Consider the following 16,559-nt stretch of genomic DNA (forward strand, 5'->3'; position numbering starts at 1 on the left):
ATAAATTCATAAATTTTATAATACTTTAAAAATTACGAGTAAAAACTTTAATATTGAAGATTTTAATCCGAATTTTGAAAAAAGAAATTATAAGTTACACTAGTACCTTTAAACTAAAATATAAATTTCAACAGCTTTCTATTTTTAGATTGGTTAGCGAAATTAACAATTACTAAATGCAGCATCCTCAAGAATTTTACAACAATCAAAAAGCTATTTTTGAACAGAAATCAAAAAACTTAAAAAAGAAACTTTCAATTTCTAGTTTAATAAGATTTATAACTTTTTTAAGTATTATTTTAGGAATTTACCTTTTTTTTGGAAATAGTTCAGCAATTCTATTAGTTGTAGGTATTGGCGTAATTCTATTTATATATTTAGTATTAAAACACAGCAAACTACAATACAATTATAACTTAAACAAAACCCTAATTTCTATTAATAAAACAGAATTAGATGTTTTAAATAGAGATTATTTTGATTTAGATGATGGAAATGAATTTATAAATCCTAAACATGCCTATAGTTACGATATAGATTTATTTGGAAAAGGTTCCTTTTTTCAATATTGTAATAGAACCGTAACAATTGAAGGTAAAAATAAATTGTTTTCAGAATTAACTTCAAACAATATTTCAGCAATTGATAAAAAGCAAACTGGAATTAAAGAATTGAGTGAAAAACCAAAGTGGAGACAACACTTTTCTGCAATTGCAAGTTTGGTAAAAGTAGAGCATCCAGCTAAAGAAATTGTAAGTTGGATTCATAATTACAAACCCGTTTTTCCTTCATTTTTAGCATATCTACCCATAGTTTTTTCTTTTTTATCTGTAGCGTTAATTGTTGCCTTGGCACTCCAACTAATTCCTGAAATATTACTTTTATTATGGCTTTTTGTTGGTTTAGGAATTTCTGGTTTTTATGTAAAAAAGGTAAATGAATTATCTAGAAATACAGACAATGCAAAAGATACATTTAAACAATATCATAAATTATTAAATGAAATTGAAAATACCACTTTCACTTCAGAAATTTTAAAATCTAAGCAATTAAAAATTCAAACTGAAACAAAAAAAGCATCTGACATTTTTAAAGAATACTCAAAATTATTAGATGCCTTAGACCAACGAAATAATGTTATTATTGCAGTACTTGGAAATGGGTTTTTCCTAAGAGATTTACATCAAGTTTATAAAATTGAAAAGTGGATTGAAACTTATAAAGATAAAGTAGAACAATGGTTTGATGTAATTGCTTTTTTCGATGCTCAAAACTCATTAGCAAACTTTGCTTTTAACCATCCAAATTATGTATTTCCTGAAATTAAAAATAACGGTGAAGTTATAAAAGCAATAAATTTAGGACATACTTTATTAAAAGAAAAACAACGAGTTGACAATAATTTCACCATTAAAAATCAACAATTTTTTATAATAACAGGTGCAAATATGGCTGGGAAAAGTACGTTTCTAAGAACCGTTTCCTTATCTATTGTTATGGCAAATGTTGGTTTACCTGTTTGTGCTCAACTTTTTGAATACAGCCCAATAAAACTAATAACCAGTATGCGTACATCAGATTCTTTAGTTGAAGATGAATCGTATTTCTTTTCAGAATTAAAACGTTTAAAATTTATTGTTGATGAAATTAAAAACGATGATTATTTTATAATTTTAGATGAAATTTTAAAAGGAACAAATAGCACAGATAAAGCTATTGGATCTAAAAAGTTTGTTGAAAAATTAGTAGCTTCAAATTCAACAGGAATTATTGCAACGCACGATTTAAGTTTGTGCGAAATTGAAAAAGAATTAACCGAAGTTAAAAACTACTATTTTGATGCCGAAATTATTAATGACGAATTAAACTTTGATTACCAATTAAAAAATGGTATTTGCAAAAATATGAATGCCTCATTTTTATTAAAAAAAATGAAGATAGTTTAATTTTTTAGGATGTAAGTTTACCCAAACTTCGTACTCTTCAAAGTGTTTTTTTTCAAAATTGGTATGGTTTCTTTTAAAGAATCGACAATAAATTCATAAGCATCAAAAGACACTTTTTTACATTTATTTTTAATTTTCTATTTCATTAATCGAGATAAAAAAAACTAAAACGACAACCCGAAAACAATTCCGTTTTGTGAAACACCGTTGTAATTAGATTTTACATAATCTAAACGTAAAAAGCGAAGTTTTCCAATTCCAATATTACCCAACCCAACTGAAAGTTCAGAATATGGTTTTTTATCTTTTCTAATCAACGATTTTGCGCCTAAAACTAACTCAAACCCTAATTTATTTATTAGTGGAAGTTTATTTAATAAATACCCTTTAAAATTATGTTCTGCATGAAATTCTACATACGATTGATTAGTGCTAAAATTATAGTAAGGCATTAAATTAAACGCATTTGTATAATCGTAATTCATATTAACATGTGTTTGATTTCCATTAAAATGCTTGTAATCTACAAAAGCAATATCATCGGCTTCAAAAAAAGTTCCTGCCTTTACATTATAACTGAAAGCTCCCTTATTATCTATATCAAAAGCTTGTTGGATTCGCATACCTACTTCACCAAAATTATAAGCTTCTTTACTTGAAGCAAAGTTTTGATTGTACATTAATGTTAATGAAGGGTAATCTGAATTATACTTATTAATTTTTCTGTTCGGGTACGAAATATATTTTTGTCCAAATCTAATTATTGCAGCAGTTGAAAATTGATACACATTATGTGCTTCAAAAGAAGGAATTCCATTGTTATTTTCGTTTAAAGGATCGTTAGATGTATATGTTTTTTGTTTATCATTTAACAACACATAATCTGTTGTATTAACTAAAGGAGATCGTTTTTCGTAACTTAATGTACTTTGCATTCTAACGCCATTTGATAACTCATCAGAAAAAAGAATTTTAGCATACGTTTTATCGTAATATTTAGCGTAATTCTCTTCAAAAAACAGGGTACTTACAGAATTTATAAGACCTGAAATAGGTTCGTTTTGATTAAATTGAGTCACTTTCTTTCCACCTGAAACCTGTAAATAAGGCTTAGAAATACTGTTAAATAAATAGCTTAAACTTGCCGTTGCTCGTAGTTTTTTATCTGACAGCCCATAATTAACATTGGTTTTAACTGATAAACTCGAACCAGCGTCTTTATCACTTGTATAATATGATATATCCATTGAAGGATTCCAGCCTTGTACGGTATTAAAACTGGTTCCTAGTAAGACAGAGGAAAAATCTAAATACTGATTCTTATATGTGTTTTTATATGAATACCCCATCAAAATATCAGAAATTTTAAATTTATTATCTTTTTTATCTATAGAATCTAAATAGGATTTAGATTTTTTTAGCACTTGAATACTATCTTTTATTTTATAGTCTGTTACTTCTTCTTTCGTTAAAATAATAGGCCTTACAGTTTCCCAATACAGCGAATCTTTTTTATTAGAATTTTCAACAAAAGAAAGAATTTCGTTATTAAATTCGTTTTCCTTAAACTGTGGGTTAAAATTATAATTGCTGTATGCTGTACTAATTTGTCCGTCAACATTAATACCTAACATTCCAAATTTAAAGTAAATTTGCTGCGAAATTAACGGCCAATAATTTTTATTTTTAGCATACGAATAACTGTGTTTTAAATTTAATTCTTCAATCATAGGTTGTCCCATTTGCGCACCTGTAATAGTTAAATTAACTCCATAAATTGCCCAATCATCCTCAACAATATATATAATTCCAGAAAATGCATTATCTGTTTTTTTCTTTGGAGTTACTTCTATTTTATTAATTAAATGTGTTCCTTCATAAAAAGTTCCAATTAGTTTATACGTGTAATAATTAAGAGCGTATGATGCTATTGGAGAAATTACTTTACTTTCTAAATCAATGGTGTTTTTATAAAAATTAAAGTTAACTTCTGAAGCTTGATTAAAACTAAAACCACTATTATTTCCACTAACTTTTGAGGCTAAAATCTTTTCTTTAAACAAATTAGGCTGTTTAAATGAAATTTTTGAAACTGTTTCAGATAAATAAACCACGCCACTTCTAGTTGAATCTAAACCACCACCTAAATCACCAACTTTTTGTCCAAATATTTTGTCTGGAGCATTTTTAATTCTAAAAATTCCTTTTGAATAAAAATCGCTTGTGTAAGCGGTTATTTTATTTAAATAGCGTTTTCTATTTTCAATGGTATTTTTAATAATTCTAATGGCTGGATTTTCTTTTGAACTAATTGTAACTTCATTTAACTGAATGCTTTCTTCATTTAAAATAACATCTAATTGAAAAGGTAAAGTATTAATTTCAATTTCTTTTTTTAATGTAACATACCCTAAATATTGAAAAACAACCGTGTAATTTCCTTTATCTAAAACTGGAAGCTCGTACAAGCCTTGTTCGTTACTAGAAGTTCCCGTACTGGTATTTTCTATATAAACACTTACAAAAGGAAGTGTTTCATTTTTTGAATTTTTAATGGTTCCTTTAACTTGTGCTGAAAGTTGTATTGAAATAAATATAAAGAAAAAAAGAGTAGTTATTTTTACCATAGTGTTGATTTATAATTCAAACTTAGAGCTTTGTATTTATAGCATTTAATAAAGGTTTGTTAAATAAACCCTTACAATATGTTAAATAGTTATTTTAGTTTTTTTTAACAAAAAAGAGACCTCTATTTTTAATACTAAAGTGTATTTTCGCAGTTACTACTATTTAAAAAATTATGAAACAAATATTTAGAATTGTAAGTATTTTAGAGGGTGTATCTTATTTACTATTACTTTTTATTGCAACACCGATAAAATACATTTTAGAAAACGAAACATTTGTTAAAATGCTTGGTATGCCACACGGACTTTTATTTATTATATATATTGTATTGGCAATTATGATGAAATATGAATTAAAGTGGAATTCTAAAACTTTTATTACTGTTTTAGCTGCATCAATAATTCCCTTTGGAACATTTTATATTGATAAAAAATATTTAAGAGATTAAAACTCCCCAAAAGGTGCTTTCTATGTATTAAAAACCATAATTAAAGCTAAGTCCAAAAACTTCTCTTATTTGAAAACCTTCAAAAGCATTATCGTCATAAATAGTTTGAAAAATTAGATTTGTTGTAAAATATCCATTAATTTTCATTACTAAATTCATTGTATAATCAATATCAATATTTTCAGGATTTTCTAAATAGTTGGCATATAAATTAAGTAAGTTTTCAATGGTCATATTTTCCATTAAATTAATTTTTAATCTACCAGAAGCATTAAACCCTAACTCTAAACGCGTACTTTCACCCTCTTCAACACCATAATAGGCTTCATTTGGTAATGTTAATTCTTTTTCAACTAGTACTAATTTAGTTGTTGCAGGAGCAATATTAAATTTAAAGTTTTTATTTTTTTCCCATAACATACCTGGTCCAATTAAAAATGTAGCAGGTGAAAAAAAGTTAGTATATTTAGTTCTAATTTCTTTTCCATTTTCATCTTTACTATACTTAAACCCTTTGGTAAATTGTGTTTGAAAATTAAATAAAATTGAATAATACCAATAAGCATCAGCGTTGATACCTAGTAATGAATTAAATTCAAACTTATCGTCTGTTTTTTTAGTGAACTCTGTATTTTTACTTTTTGTTAAGCCATAAGAAGTGATAACATTATTTTTCCAAGAATATTTACCTTTAACGTAATCAAAATTATAATTTATACTTACATTCCCAGCCAAAGTGTTTTCACCACTAGCTACCCAATCAGAAAAAGCAGATTGGTTAAACATAAAAGAAATTTTTCCTTTTTTACTCCAACTTGGATCAATTGTTACGGAATCTTTTTCGTGAGAAAATAAAAAGGAGATATTAAATATTAATACTAAGGTTAGTAAAGGGGCTTTTTTCATAAAATTCTAATTGAAAAATATAACTATAAGCAAACAAAAATAAAGAGAATACTCTATATAAAAAAATTTACAAATATTATATTTAAAGTTAAATAATTAAAACACAGCAAAAAGCATACCTTTTAGATTCAAAAATAAATAATTAACAATTTAATAAAGTATACTTAAAACATCTAAGTAAGTGTATTAAACTGAGTTGAATATTTTCAACACTTAATTACCATTTAATTTAAAAAGTTACTGTTTGTCAAATTTTTGTTTTAAAATGTTTTTAATTATTTTAGTTCTTCATTTTTATTTGGGTCTATTAAGCCAAACTTTTTAGCTCTAGCTTCCCAACTTTTTCTGGCTAATAATTGTAAATCTGCAACGGTATCACGTTCATCCATAATTTCTAAACCAAGCAATGTTTCAATAACATCTTCCATTGTTACAATTCCGCTTGTGGTTCCATATTCATCAACCACCAAAGCAATATGTTCTTTATCTGCAATAAACTTTTCAAATAAATCTGGTATTGGAATTGATCTATTTGTAATTATTAATTCTCTTTTTATTTCAGATAATTTTTTAGCTCCATTTCCTTTAATAATTTCTTCCATAACATCATCTTTTAAAATAAAACCGGTTATATTATCTGAATTATCTTTAAAAATTGGAATTCTAGAAAACCTTAGCTTTGGATGTTTATCAAAAAAATCTTGTATTGTAATATCTTCAGAAGCTCTTGTCATTACTGTTCTAGGAGTCATTACATCTTTTACTTGTACTAATTTAAAAGTAAGTAAATTTTTGATAATAGCACTTTCACTTTCTTCAAAAACACCATCTTCTTGTGCAATATCTGTCATTGTATGAAAGTCTTCTCTACTTAAAATAGAACCTCCATGTCCGCCACGGCCGCCAATTAATTTTGTAGTTAATTGAAGTATCCATAAAACACCTGTATATTTTAAAAAAAATATAAAAGGAACCAAGGTGTTTGCAGTAAAACCAGCTAAATGACTCCAATATTTAGCTCCTATGGTTTTTGGTATTATTTCTGAAAAAATCAATATTAAAACCGTCATTATTGCAGAAATAATTCCAACAGCATTTATACCAAATATATTTATTTCTAAATCTAAGGATTCTGCTTGTACCCCAACCAAAATTGCTCCAACTGTATGCGCAATAGTATTTACAGTTAAAATTGCTATTAAGGGTTTATCAACATCTTGTTTTAATTGCTCTAGTTTAGCTGCATAAGATTTTCCTTCTTGTTTTTTTATGGTTATAAAGGTTGGAGATATACTCAATAATACTGCTTCTAGTATAGAGCATAAAAAAGAAAATATGAGTGAAACTGCAGCGTAAAATAAAAGTAACGTCATTTAGTTATATAGTTTAATGGCTAAATTTAAGTAATATAATGGCAACTTTAAAAATATTAAAAAGAATATCTTTAATTAAAACAAATCTAAAGTTAAATATTATTTCTCTTTTTGTAAAGAGCTACTGTAGAACATGCTTCACCAAACATAATAGTTTTGGCTATAGGTTGTAATTTTTCAATCAACTGAACATAAGCAGTTTCTGGAATTGGTTTATTAGAACAACCTTTTATAATAACCGGCACATTTTTATATACTTCAGCATTTAAATTTGCTACTATTTCTTGAAAAATTAAAGTTTCTAATTGTTGCAAATTTCCAACTATAGTTTTTTTTGCAAACGGACTTGTATAAGTTGTAATTAACATATAAGCCCAAGATGGAATTATGGCATCTGCCGAACAAGTAAGGGCTACATAATGATTTTTATATTGACTCCAATCATGATTTTTTAAATATTCACGAAATTCTTTTTCCTTTAAAATAAGTTCGTGAAACAGCCACTGTTTTATATCAATAACAGTTCTCGGTCCTTTAGGATAAAAATCTTCAAGGTCCAAGGTTTTTAATTTACTGTTAGCAACTCTATTTACAATTTCATCTGCCATTATAAAAAGCCAAGTTCTAATTTAGCTTCTTCACTCATCATCTCTTGAGTCCACATTGGATCAAAAGTAATTTCAACCTCAGCATTTTTCACCTCTTCAATGGCTTTTACTTTTTCTTCAATTTCTACAGGCAAGGTTTCTGCCACTGGGCAGTTAGGTGAAGTAAGTGTCATTAATATCTTAACATCGTTGTTTTCGCTTACAAAAACATCGTAAATTAAACCTAGTTCAAATATATCTACTGGAATTTCTGGATCGTAAATGGTTTTTAAAACCGTTACAATTTTATCTCCTAATTCTTCTACTCTATTACTATTCATACTTAAAGTCACTCTTTATATTCATTCTAAATAAGGACAAAGATACACTAATTAACTTAATTTAGACTGAAAAGCCAATGCGTATAATTTAATTTGCTTTATCATGGAAACCAATCCGTTTGCTCTATTTGGTGAAAGATGTTCTTTTAAACCAATTTCATCTATAAAAAATAAATCTGCTTCTAAAATATCTGCCGGTGTTTGATTGTTAAAAACACGTAATAAAAGAGCAACAATCCCTTTTGTTAAAATAGCATCACTATCTGCTGTAAAGTTAATTATTTGCTCATCTATTTCAGAATGTAACCAAACTTTAGATTGGCAACCTACTATTAAATTTTCATCTTTTTTATAGGTTTCAGCTATTATAGGCAAGGATTTACCAAGTTCTATAATATATTCATAACGTTCCATCCAATCTTCAAACATTGAAAACTCATCTATAATTTCTTCTTGTATTTCTTTGATAGTCATTTTTTAAACTTATTTTTGCACAATCTTAGATTGTATCATTTAAAGAATTGCAAAATTAAGGTAAAAATTTTAGAATGTTGTTCTTGTAAACACAGGAATCTCATTTTAAAAAAAATTATAAACTATTGATAAATTCCTATTTATATTGGAATTAAAAAAAGATAACATGAGTAAATTATTAATTGTTGGTACGGTTGCTTTTGATGCTATTGAAACACCGTTTGGTAAAACTGATAAAATTCTAGGTGGTGCTGCAACCTATATTTCACTTTCAGCATCTCAGTTTGGAGTAAATTCAGGAATTGTATCTGTTGTTGGTGGTGATTTTCCAACAGCATATTTAAAAAAATTAAACAATAAAAATATCGATACCAATGGTATAGAAATTGTAAAAGATGGTAAAACATTTTTTTGGAAAGGTAAATATCATAACGATTTAAATACAAGAGATACCTTAATTACAGATTTAAATGTACTAGCTGATTTTAATCCTATTGTACCTGAAAACTTTTTAGATACCGATTTTTTAATGTTAGGAAACCTACACCCTTCAGTTCAAATGGGAGTTATTAAACAACTAACTGTTAAACCAAAATTAATCGCATTAGATACTATGAATTTTTGGATGGATAACGCCCTTCCAGAATTAATGGAAGTAATTGCTGAAATTGATGTAATTACAATTAATGATGAAGAAGCACGACAATTATCTGGTGAATATTCTTTAGTTAAAGCAGCTAAAAAAATCCAAGAAATGGGACCAAAATATGTAATCATTAAAAAAGGTGAACACGGTGCGTTACTATTTAATGATGACAATGTATTTTTTGCTCCTGCGCTACCTTTAGAAGAAGTTTTTGACCCAACAGGTGCAGGTGATACTTTTGCAGGTGGATTTATTGGCCATATAGCACATACAGGAGATATTTCTTTTGAAAATATGAAAAGAGCTGTTATTGCAGGATCTAATGTGGCATCTTTTTGTGTTGAAAAATTTGGTACTGAACGTATGGAAAATTTAACATTTCCAGAAATTCAAGAACGCTTATTACAATTTAAATTATTAACGCAGTTCGATATCGAATTGGGTTAACTAGAGTTTAAAATTCTGCATCCGTGCAGAATTTTTTGTTTAAACATATTACTATCTAAAACTAAAAAAATGAGTGACGCTATTAAGCATGAATGTGGAATTGCAATGGTTAGATTGCTAAAACCACTACAGTACTATAAAGATAAATATGGTTCTGCTTTTTATGGTTTAAATAAAATGTATTTGTTAATGGAAAAACAGCACAATCGCGGTCAAGATGGTGCTGGTATAGCAAGTATAAAATTTAATGTAGCCCCTGGAACACGCTATATTAGTCGAGTACGCTCAAATGCCGATGCCCCAATACAAGATGTTTTTGCCCAAATTAACAACCGTTTAAATAATTTAAACGAACAATTTCCCGATAAAATTGACGATGTACAATGGCAACTTAATAATGCACCTCATATAGGAAATTTATTTTTAGGCCATGTACGTTATGGAACTTTTGGAAAAAATAGTATTGAAGCTGTACACCCTTTTTTGCGCCAAAGCAACTGGATGCATAAAAGTTTAATTGTAGCTGGTAACTTTAATATGACTAACTCTCAACGTTTATTCGACGACTTAGTTGAAATTGGTCAACATCCAAAAGAAAAAACAGATACCGTTACTGTAATGGAAAAAATCGGTCATTTTATTGATGATGAGGTTGCCAAATTATATCAAAAATTAAAAAAAGAAAAAAACATATCAAAAAAAGAAGCCTCTCCTTTAATTGAAAAACGAATTAATATTAAAAAAATATTAAAACGCTCTGCAAAAAATTGGGATGGTGGTTATACAATGGCTGGTTTATTAGGACATGGTGATGCCTTTGTTTTACGTGATCCTGCCGGAATTAGACCTGCATTTTATTATAAAGATGATGAAATTGTTGTTGTAGCTTCTGAAAGACCCGTAATACAAACCGTTTTTAACACCGCTATTAACGATGTTAAAGAATTAGAACCTGGACACGCATTAATAATTAAACGCGATGGTGAAGTAACCGTAAATCAAATTAGAAAACCTTTACCTCAAAAATCATGCTCTTTTGAACGAATTTATTTTTCAAGAGGAAGTGATGCCGATATTTATACTGAAAGAAAAAAATTAGGAAAATTAGTATTTCCAAAAATTTTAGAAAAAATAAATAACGATATAAAAAACACCGTTTTTTCATACATACCAAACACTGCAGAAACTTCATTTTACGGAATGCGAGAAGCAGCTGAAGATTTTTTAAATCAACAAAAAACCGACGCTATTTTACATGGTCAACGCAACTTATCTGCCGAAAAAGTAAAAGAAATTTTAGCTGAAAGACCACGTGTAGAAAAACTTGCAATAAAAGATGCTAAACTTAGAACCTTTATTGCCGATGACAATAGTAGAGACGATTTAGTTGCCCATGTTTACGATGTTACGTATGGTATTGTTAAACCAGATGATAACTTAGTAATTATTGACGATAGTATTGTACGTGGAACTACGCTAAAGAAAAGTATTATTAAAATTTTAGATAGATTAAATCCTAAAAAAATAATTATAGTTTCTTCGGCTCCACAAATTCGTTACCCAGATTGCTATGGTATTGATATGGCAAGAATGGGCGATTTTATTGCTTTTAGAGCTGCTTTAGAATTATTAAAAGAAACCAACAACTATAATTTAGTTGAAGAAGTTTATAAGAAATGTAAAGCGCAACAACCATTAGAAGATACAGAAATTGTAAATGCAGTTAAAGAAATTTATGATGTGTTTACAAATGAACAAATCTCTAATAAAATTGCTGAAATGCTAAAAACAAAAGAAATAAAAGCAGACGTTGAAATTATTTATCAATCTGTCGAAAATTTACATGTTGCCTGTCCAAATCACTTAGGTGATTGGTATTTTACTGGAGACTACCCTACTCCTGGTGGAAACAGAGTTGTAAATAATTCATTTATTAACTTCTACGAAGGAAACAACAAAAGGGCCTACTAAAAAAACTGCAAATGCTTACAGGCTTATCCTTACTAAACAAAAAAGGATTGTCTGTAAGCATTTTTCAATTACCTTAACTAACTTTATTCCTTCTTTTTATATTATCAATACTCAAAAAAGAGCCTAAATATCTAGTTTAAATTATACAATTAAAACAGCTCTTCTTTTTTAAAAAGCATTCCCAATCTTAATCTTTTTAGATTTATTTAACATATTATTGAATATAAATTAATGTATCTTTGTACAATTGTATCTAGTTAAAAAACATAAGTATATTAGCTGGTTTTAAACACAATAATTGCTTTAAAAAATTTAAAAAAAGAATGACAATTTACCCAATCGAAACAGGAAACTTCAAATTAGATGGAGGCGCTATGTTTGGGGTAGTACCTAAAACTTTATGGCAAAGAACAAACCCAGCAGATAAAAATAATTTAATAGACATGAGTATGCGAAGCATGCTTATTGAAGATGGTAATAGACTCATTTTAATCGACACTGGAACTGGTAACAAACAATCCGATAAGTTTTTTGGTTATTATTATTTTTTTGGAGATTTTTCTTTAGATACTTCATTAGCAAAACACGGTTTTCATAGAGATGATATCACAGATGTATTTTTAACACATCTACATTTCGATCACTGTGGTGGTGCTATTCAATGGAATAAAGATAGAACTGGATACGAACCAGCTTTTAAAAACGCAAAATTTTGGTCTAACAAAAACCATTGGCAATGGGCAATTAAACCAAATGTTCGAGAAAAAGCTTCATTTTTAAAAGAAAACATCAATCCAATAGAATCTAGCGGACAATTAAATTTTATAAATCTTCCTGAAAGTGATTTTGCAACCAATACCGAACTTGGTTTCGATATTTTATTTGCAGACGGACATACCGAAAAACAAATGATTCCGCATATTCAATACAAAGGAAAAACACTTGTTTTTATGGCAGATCTTTTACCAACCGTAGGACACATTCCTTTACCATATGTAATGGGGTATGATACCAGACCACTACTAACAATGGATGAAAAAGCTAAATTTTTAAATAAAGCTGCCGATAATAATTATTTCTTATTCTTAGAACATGATGCAACTAACGAAATCTGCACCCTAAAACAAACCGAAAAAGGGGTACGATTAAACCAAACATATAAATTTAACCAAGTATTTAATTAAAATAGTAAATGAAAATGAGAATTTTAAAACCAATGTACGTAATGGCAATTGCAGCTGTTACATTAACTAGTTGTAGTTCTGTAAAAAACATGACAGTACCAACTATGGATACAGCCGTTTCAATGGCTGAAAAACAAGGAGTTGTAAGTGATGAACAATTTAAACATTGGGCACATGCAGATCTAGAAACAGATACCATTCCTGGTATGAGCGTAGATAAAGCTTATGATTTTTTAGAAGGAAAAGAAGGTGAAACAGTTATTGTAGCTGTTATAGATTCAGGTATTGATATTGAACACGAAGATTTAAAAGACGTACTTTGGACAAACCCAAAAGAAATTCCAGGTAATAATATTGACGATGATAAAAATGGTTATGTAGACGATGTATATGGATGGAACTTTTTAGGTGGTGATGGTGTTGCAGCTCCAGAACAATTAGAACTTACACGTCTTGTTGCTGAATTAAACACTCGTTTTGAAGGTAAAACTGCTGATGATATTTCTGATAAAGACAAAGCTGATTTTGAAAAATACCAAGAGTATTTAGAAGCATACACAAAAGCATCAGAAAAGCATTTTGCTACTATGGATCGTTTAGCTCAAATTGAAGGAGTTATTACCTCTGTAAAAGAATATATTGGAAAAGAAACTCTTACTTTAGAAGATTTAAAAGCTGTTGAAACAGACGATTTATCGATAAAAGGTCAAGTAAATGGATTAATCGGAATGTTTAGTAACGGTTTTGATGAAGCTTCTTTTAACGACTACTACGATGGTTTAAAAGTAAATAAAAACTACGATTTTGAATACGATGGTAGAGCTATTGTTGGAGATGACCCAGAAGATATTAAAGATGTAAATTACGGTAACGGAAATGTTATTGGATCTAAAGATGTTGAATCTCATGGAACACACGTTTCTGGTATTATTTTAGCTTCTCGTACAAATGGACTTGGTATGCGTGGTGTTGCTCACAATGCAAAATTAATGTCTGTTAGAGCTGTGCCAGACGGTGATGAACGCGATAAAGATGTTGCTTTAGCAATTAGATACGCTGTAGATAATGGTGCAAAAGTAGTAAATATGAGTTTTGGAAAAAGTTACTCTCCAAACAAAGAATGGGTTATTGACGCAATTAAATATGCTGAAAAACATGATGTTTTATTAGTGCATGCTGCTGGTAACTCAAGTGAAGATATAGATGTAAGCGATAACTGGCCAAACGATTCTTTCGATAAGGTTAATGAAGTTGCTGACAATGTATTAACTGTTGGTGCAATGAGTATAAATAACAATGAAAATTTACCAGCAACATTTACAAATTACGGTCAAAAAAACGTAGATGTATTTGCTCCTGGTGTTCAAATCTACTCTACAATACCTAAAAATGAATATGCTAAATTTAGCGGTACATCAATGGCTTCTCCAGAAGTTGCAGGTGTAGCTACATTAGTTAGATCTTATTACCCAGAATTATCTGCAAGTCAGGTAAAACATATAATTATGAATTCTGGAACTAAATTAAATCTTGATGTTTTAGTACCAGGAAAAAAAGGAGAGAAAGCTAATTTCTCAAACTTATCTATTTCAGGTAAAGTTGCAAATGCATACAATGCTTTAGTGTTAGCTGATAAAATGGTAAACGGAAAGTAATAAAATTATAATATTCTGTTAAAAAAGCACATTCTTTTAGAATGTGCTTTTTTGTTTTATATACTTATGTCTATATTGCCATTTAATTAAATTACTACACACATGAAAAAATTATTAAGTCTACTATTTTTTGTTACCTCCCCACTACTTTTTTCACAAAACAGCACCTCATATTGGCAACAACATGCCTCATATACAATGGATGTTGATGTAGATGTTGAAAATTATCAATACAAAGGAACACAAAAACTAGTGTACACCAATAATTCACCAAACACATTAAGTCAGGTTTTTTATCATTTATATTACAATGCTTTTCAACCAAACAGTGAAATGGATGCTCGCTTACAATCTATTGTGGATCCAGATAGAAGAATGGTAACTAATATTGGAACCAAAGAAAACCCTATTTATGAAAGTAGAATAGCAAAACTTAAACCTAATGAAATCGGCTATTTAAAAGTACTTTCGTTAAAACAAGATGGAGAAAATATTAATTATAAAAACGAAGGAACAGTTTTAGAAGTTACTTTAAATAAAGCCATTAAACCTGGTGAAAAAGTTACTTTTGATATGACCTTTGAAGGACAAGTTCCTGTAATGATTAGAAGAGCTGGAAGAAACAATGAAGATGGCGTTGCACTTTCTATGGCACAATGGTACCCTAAAATGGCTGAATACGATTTTGAAGGCTGGCATGCCGATGCGTATATTGCTCGTGAATTTCATGGAGTTTGGGGCGATTTTGATGTAACACTTCATATAGACAGAAACTATACAGTTGGTGGTACTGGATACCTTCAAAATCCACAAGAAATTGGACATGGATATGAAGACAAAACAAAACCATTAACTATAAAAAAAGGCAAAAAACTATCTTGGCATTTTATTGCTCCAAAAGTACACGACTTTACCTGGGCAGCTGATCCAGAATTTACACACGACATTTTAAAAAGTAAAAGTGGTACAAGCCTACATTTTTTATATAAAAACGATAAAAAATATGCAAAATCTTGGAAAGAAGCACAAGCTCTAACCGAAAAAGCACTTGATTATTTTAATGAAAACATAGGCCCTTACCCTTGGAAACAATATTCAGTTATTCAAGGTGGTGATGGTGGAATGGAATATGCTATGTGTACCTTAATTTCTGGAGGGGAAACCCTTGGAAGTATTATTGGAACCGTGTATCACGAGTTAGCCCATGCTTGGTTTCAGCATTTATTAGCTACAAACGAAAGCAAACATTCTTGGATGGATGAAGGTTTTACAACTTATATTTCAACATTAGCTTCTAATAAATTCATTAAAAATGGAGATGATAAACCAAATTCTGATAGTTACAGACGTTATTTTTATTTAGTAAATGCTGAAATTGAAGAACCTCTAACAACTCATGCAGATAGATATCATACAAATACTGCCTTTAGCACTGCTAGCTATACAAAAGGAAGTATGTTTTTAACTCAGTTAAACTATATTATTGGTGAAGAAAATGTAAAAAAATCATTAAAAAAATACTATGAAGATTTTAAATTTAAACACCCTACACCTAACGATTATATAAGAATTGCAGAAAAAGTATCTGGAATACAATTAGGTTGGTATTTAAATGAATGGACACAAACTTTACATACTATAGATTATGCTATTGCTAAAATTGAAAACACTAATATAACCTTAGCTAGAGTTGGTAAAATACCAATGCCAATAGATGTAAAAGTTACCTATAAAGATGGAAGTTCTGAAGATTTTTACATTCCGTTAAGTATGATGCGTGGAGAAAAACCTACATCGGCAACACTATTAAAAGATTGGGCTTGGGCAAAACCAAAATATACTTTTTCAACTTCAAAAGAAATTAAAAAAGTTGAAATTGACACTTCTACTTTAATGGCTGATATAAATAGAGAAAATAATATTTTTATTGTAGAGTAATACGTTTCTAATTTA

At 28.8% G+C, this 16,559-nt stretch carries 13 protein-coding genes; 7 read left to right on the forward strand and 6 right to left on the reverse strand.

Annotated elements, in window-relative coordinates:
* Positions 1-176 precede the first annotated feature (176 nt).
* Positions 177-1,946 (forward strand): DNA mismatch repair protein MutS, encoded by a 1,770-nt coding sequence (locus MHL31_RS09700; RefSeq protein WP_240225756.1) that lies wholly within the window; start codon positions 177-179, stop codon positions 1,944-1,946.
* 164 nt (positions 1,947-2,110) lie between these two features.
* Here MHL31_RS09700 and MHL31_RS09705 read toward each other — a convergent pair whose 3' ends face one another.
* The gene (locus MHL31_RS09705) at positions 2,111-4,573 is read right to left on the reverse strand and encodes a DUF5686 and carboxypeptidase regulatory-like domain-containing protein (RefSeq protein WP_240225757.1); all 2,463 of its coding nucleotides are present in this window, start codon (positions 4,571-4,573) and stop codon (positions 2,111-2,113) included.
* A 173-nt stretch (positions 4,574-4,746) separates the two neighbouring features.
* Here MHL31_RS09705 and MHL31_RS09710 point away from each other — a divergent pair, with 173 nt between their 5' ends.
* Positions 4,747-5,022, forward strand: a complete 276-nt coding sequence (locus tag MHL31_RS09710) for a DUF3817 domain-containing protein (RefSeq protein ID WP_240225758.1) — start codon at positions 4,747-4,749, stop codon at positions 5,020-5,022.
* A 27-nt stretch (positions 5,023-5,049) separates the two neighbouring features.
* On the opposite strand, the gene MHL31_RS09715 is transcribed toward MHL31_RS09710, so the two are convergent.
* From MHL31_RS09715 to MHL31_RS09735, 5 genes are all read right to left on the reverse strand, one after another.
* Positions 5,050-5,928, reverse strand: a complete 879-nt coding sequence (locus tag MHL31_RS09715) for a DUF3078 domain-containing protein (protein ID WP_240225759.1) — start codon at positions 5,926-5,928, stop codon at positions 5,050-5,052.
* Between the two features lie 275 nt (positions 5,929-6,203).
* A complete protein-coding gene (locus MHL31_RS09720) occupies positions 6,204-7,301 on the reverse strand; it encodes a CNNM domain-containing protein (protein WP_240225760.1) in 1,098 nt (365 codons plus the stop codon).
* A gap of 92 nt (positions 7,302-7,393) precedes the next feature.
* Positions 7,394-7,909: a DUF2480 family protein gene (locus MHL31_RS09725; RefSeq protein WP_240225761.1), complete on the reverse strand. Its 516-nt coding sequence runs from the start codon at positions 7,907-7,909 to the stop codon at positions 7,394-7,396.
* Complete coding sequence (locus tag MHL31_RS09730; protein WP_240225762.1) at positions 7,909-8,229, reverse strand: DUF59 domain-containing protein; 321 nt, start codon at positions 8,227-8,229, stop codon at positions 7,909-7,911. Before MHL31_RS09730 ends, MHL31_RS09725 begins: the two co-directional genes overlap by 1 nt.
* Positions 8,230-8,280: 51 nt before the next feature.
* Positions 8,281-8,703, reverse strand: coding sequence for a SufE family protein (locus tag MHL31_RS09735; RefSeq protein WP_240225763.1), 423 nt, complete (start codon positions 8,701-8,703; stop codon positions 8,281-8,283).
* Positions 8,704-8,869: 166 nt separating this feature from the next.
* On the opposite strand from MHL31_RS09735, the gene MHL31_RS09740 reads away from it, so the two are divergent.
* The 5 genes from MHL31_RS09740 (at position 8,870) to MHL31_RS09760 (ending at position 16,544) form a co-directional block, all read left to right on the forward strand.
* Entirely contained in the window at positions 8,870-9,796 is a 927-nt protein-coding gene (locus tag MHL31_RS09740; protein WP_240225764.1) for a PfkB family carbohydrate kinase, read from the forward strand.
* Between the two features lie 69 nt (positions 9,797-9,865).
* Positions 9,866-11,767 carry an amidophosphoribosyltransferase gene (locus tag MHL31_RS09745; RefSeq protein ID WP_240225765.1) on the forward strand — a complete coding sequence of 634 codons (1,902 nt, stop codon included), beginning with the start codon at positions 9,866-9,868 and terminating at the stop codon, positions 11,765-11,767.
* A gap of 323 nt (positions 11,768-12,090) precedes the next feature.
* Complete coding sequence (locus MHL31_RS09750) at positions 12,091-12,951, forward strand: MBL fold metallo-hydrolase (RefSeq protein ID WP_240225766.1); 861 nt, start codon at positions 12,091-12,093, stop codon at positions 12,949-12,951.
* A 14-nt stretch (positions 12,952-12,965) separates the two neighbouring features.
* The gene (locus MHL31_RS09755; protein ID WP_240225767.1) at positions 12,966-14,606 is read left to right on the forward strand and encodes a S8 family peptidase; all 1,641 of its coding nucleotides are present in this window, start codon (positions 12,966-12,968) and stop codon (positions 14,604-14,606) included.
* Between the two features lie 102 nt (positions 14,607-14,708).
* Entirely contained in the window at positions 14,709-16,544 is a 1,836-nt protein-coding gene (locus tag MHL31_RS09760; RefSeq protein WP_240225768.1) for a M1 family metallopeptidase, read from the forward strand.
* The last annotated feature ends 15 nt before the right edge of the window (positions 16,545-16,559 follow it).

Origin of the sequence: Lutibacter sp. A80 (genome assembly GCF_022429645.1) — a bacterium.
Lineage (GTDB): Bacteria > Bacteroidota > Bacteroidia > Flavobacteriales > Flavobacteriaceae > Lutibacter.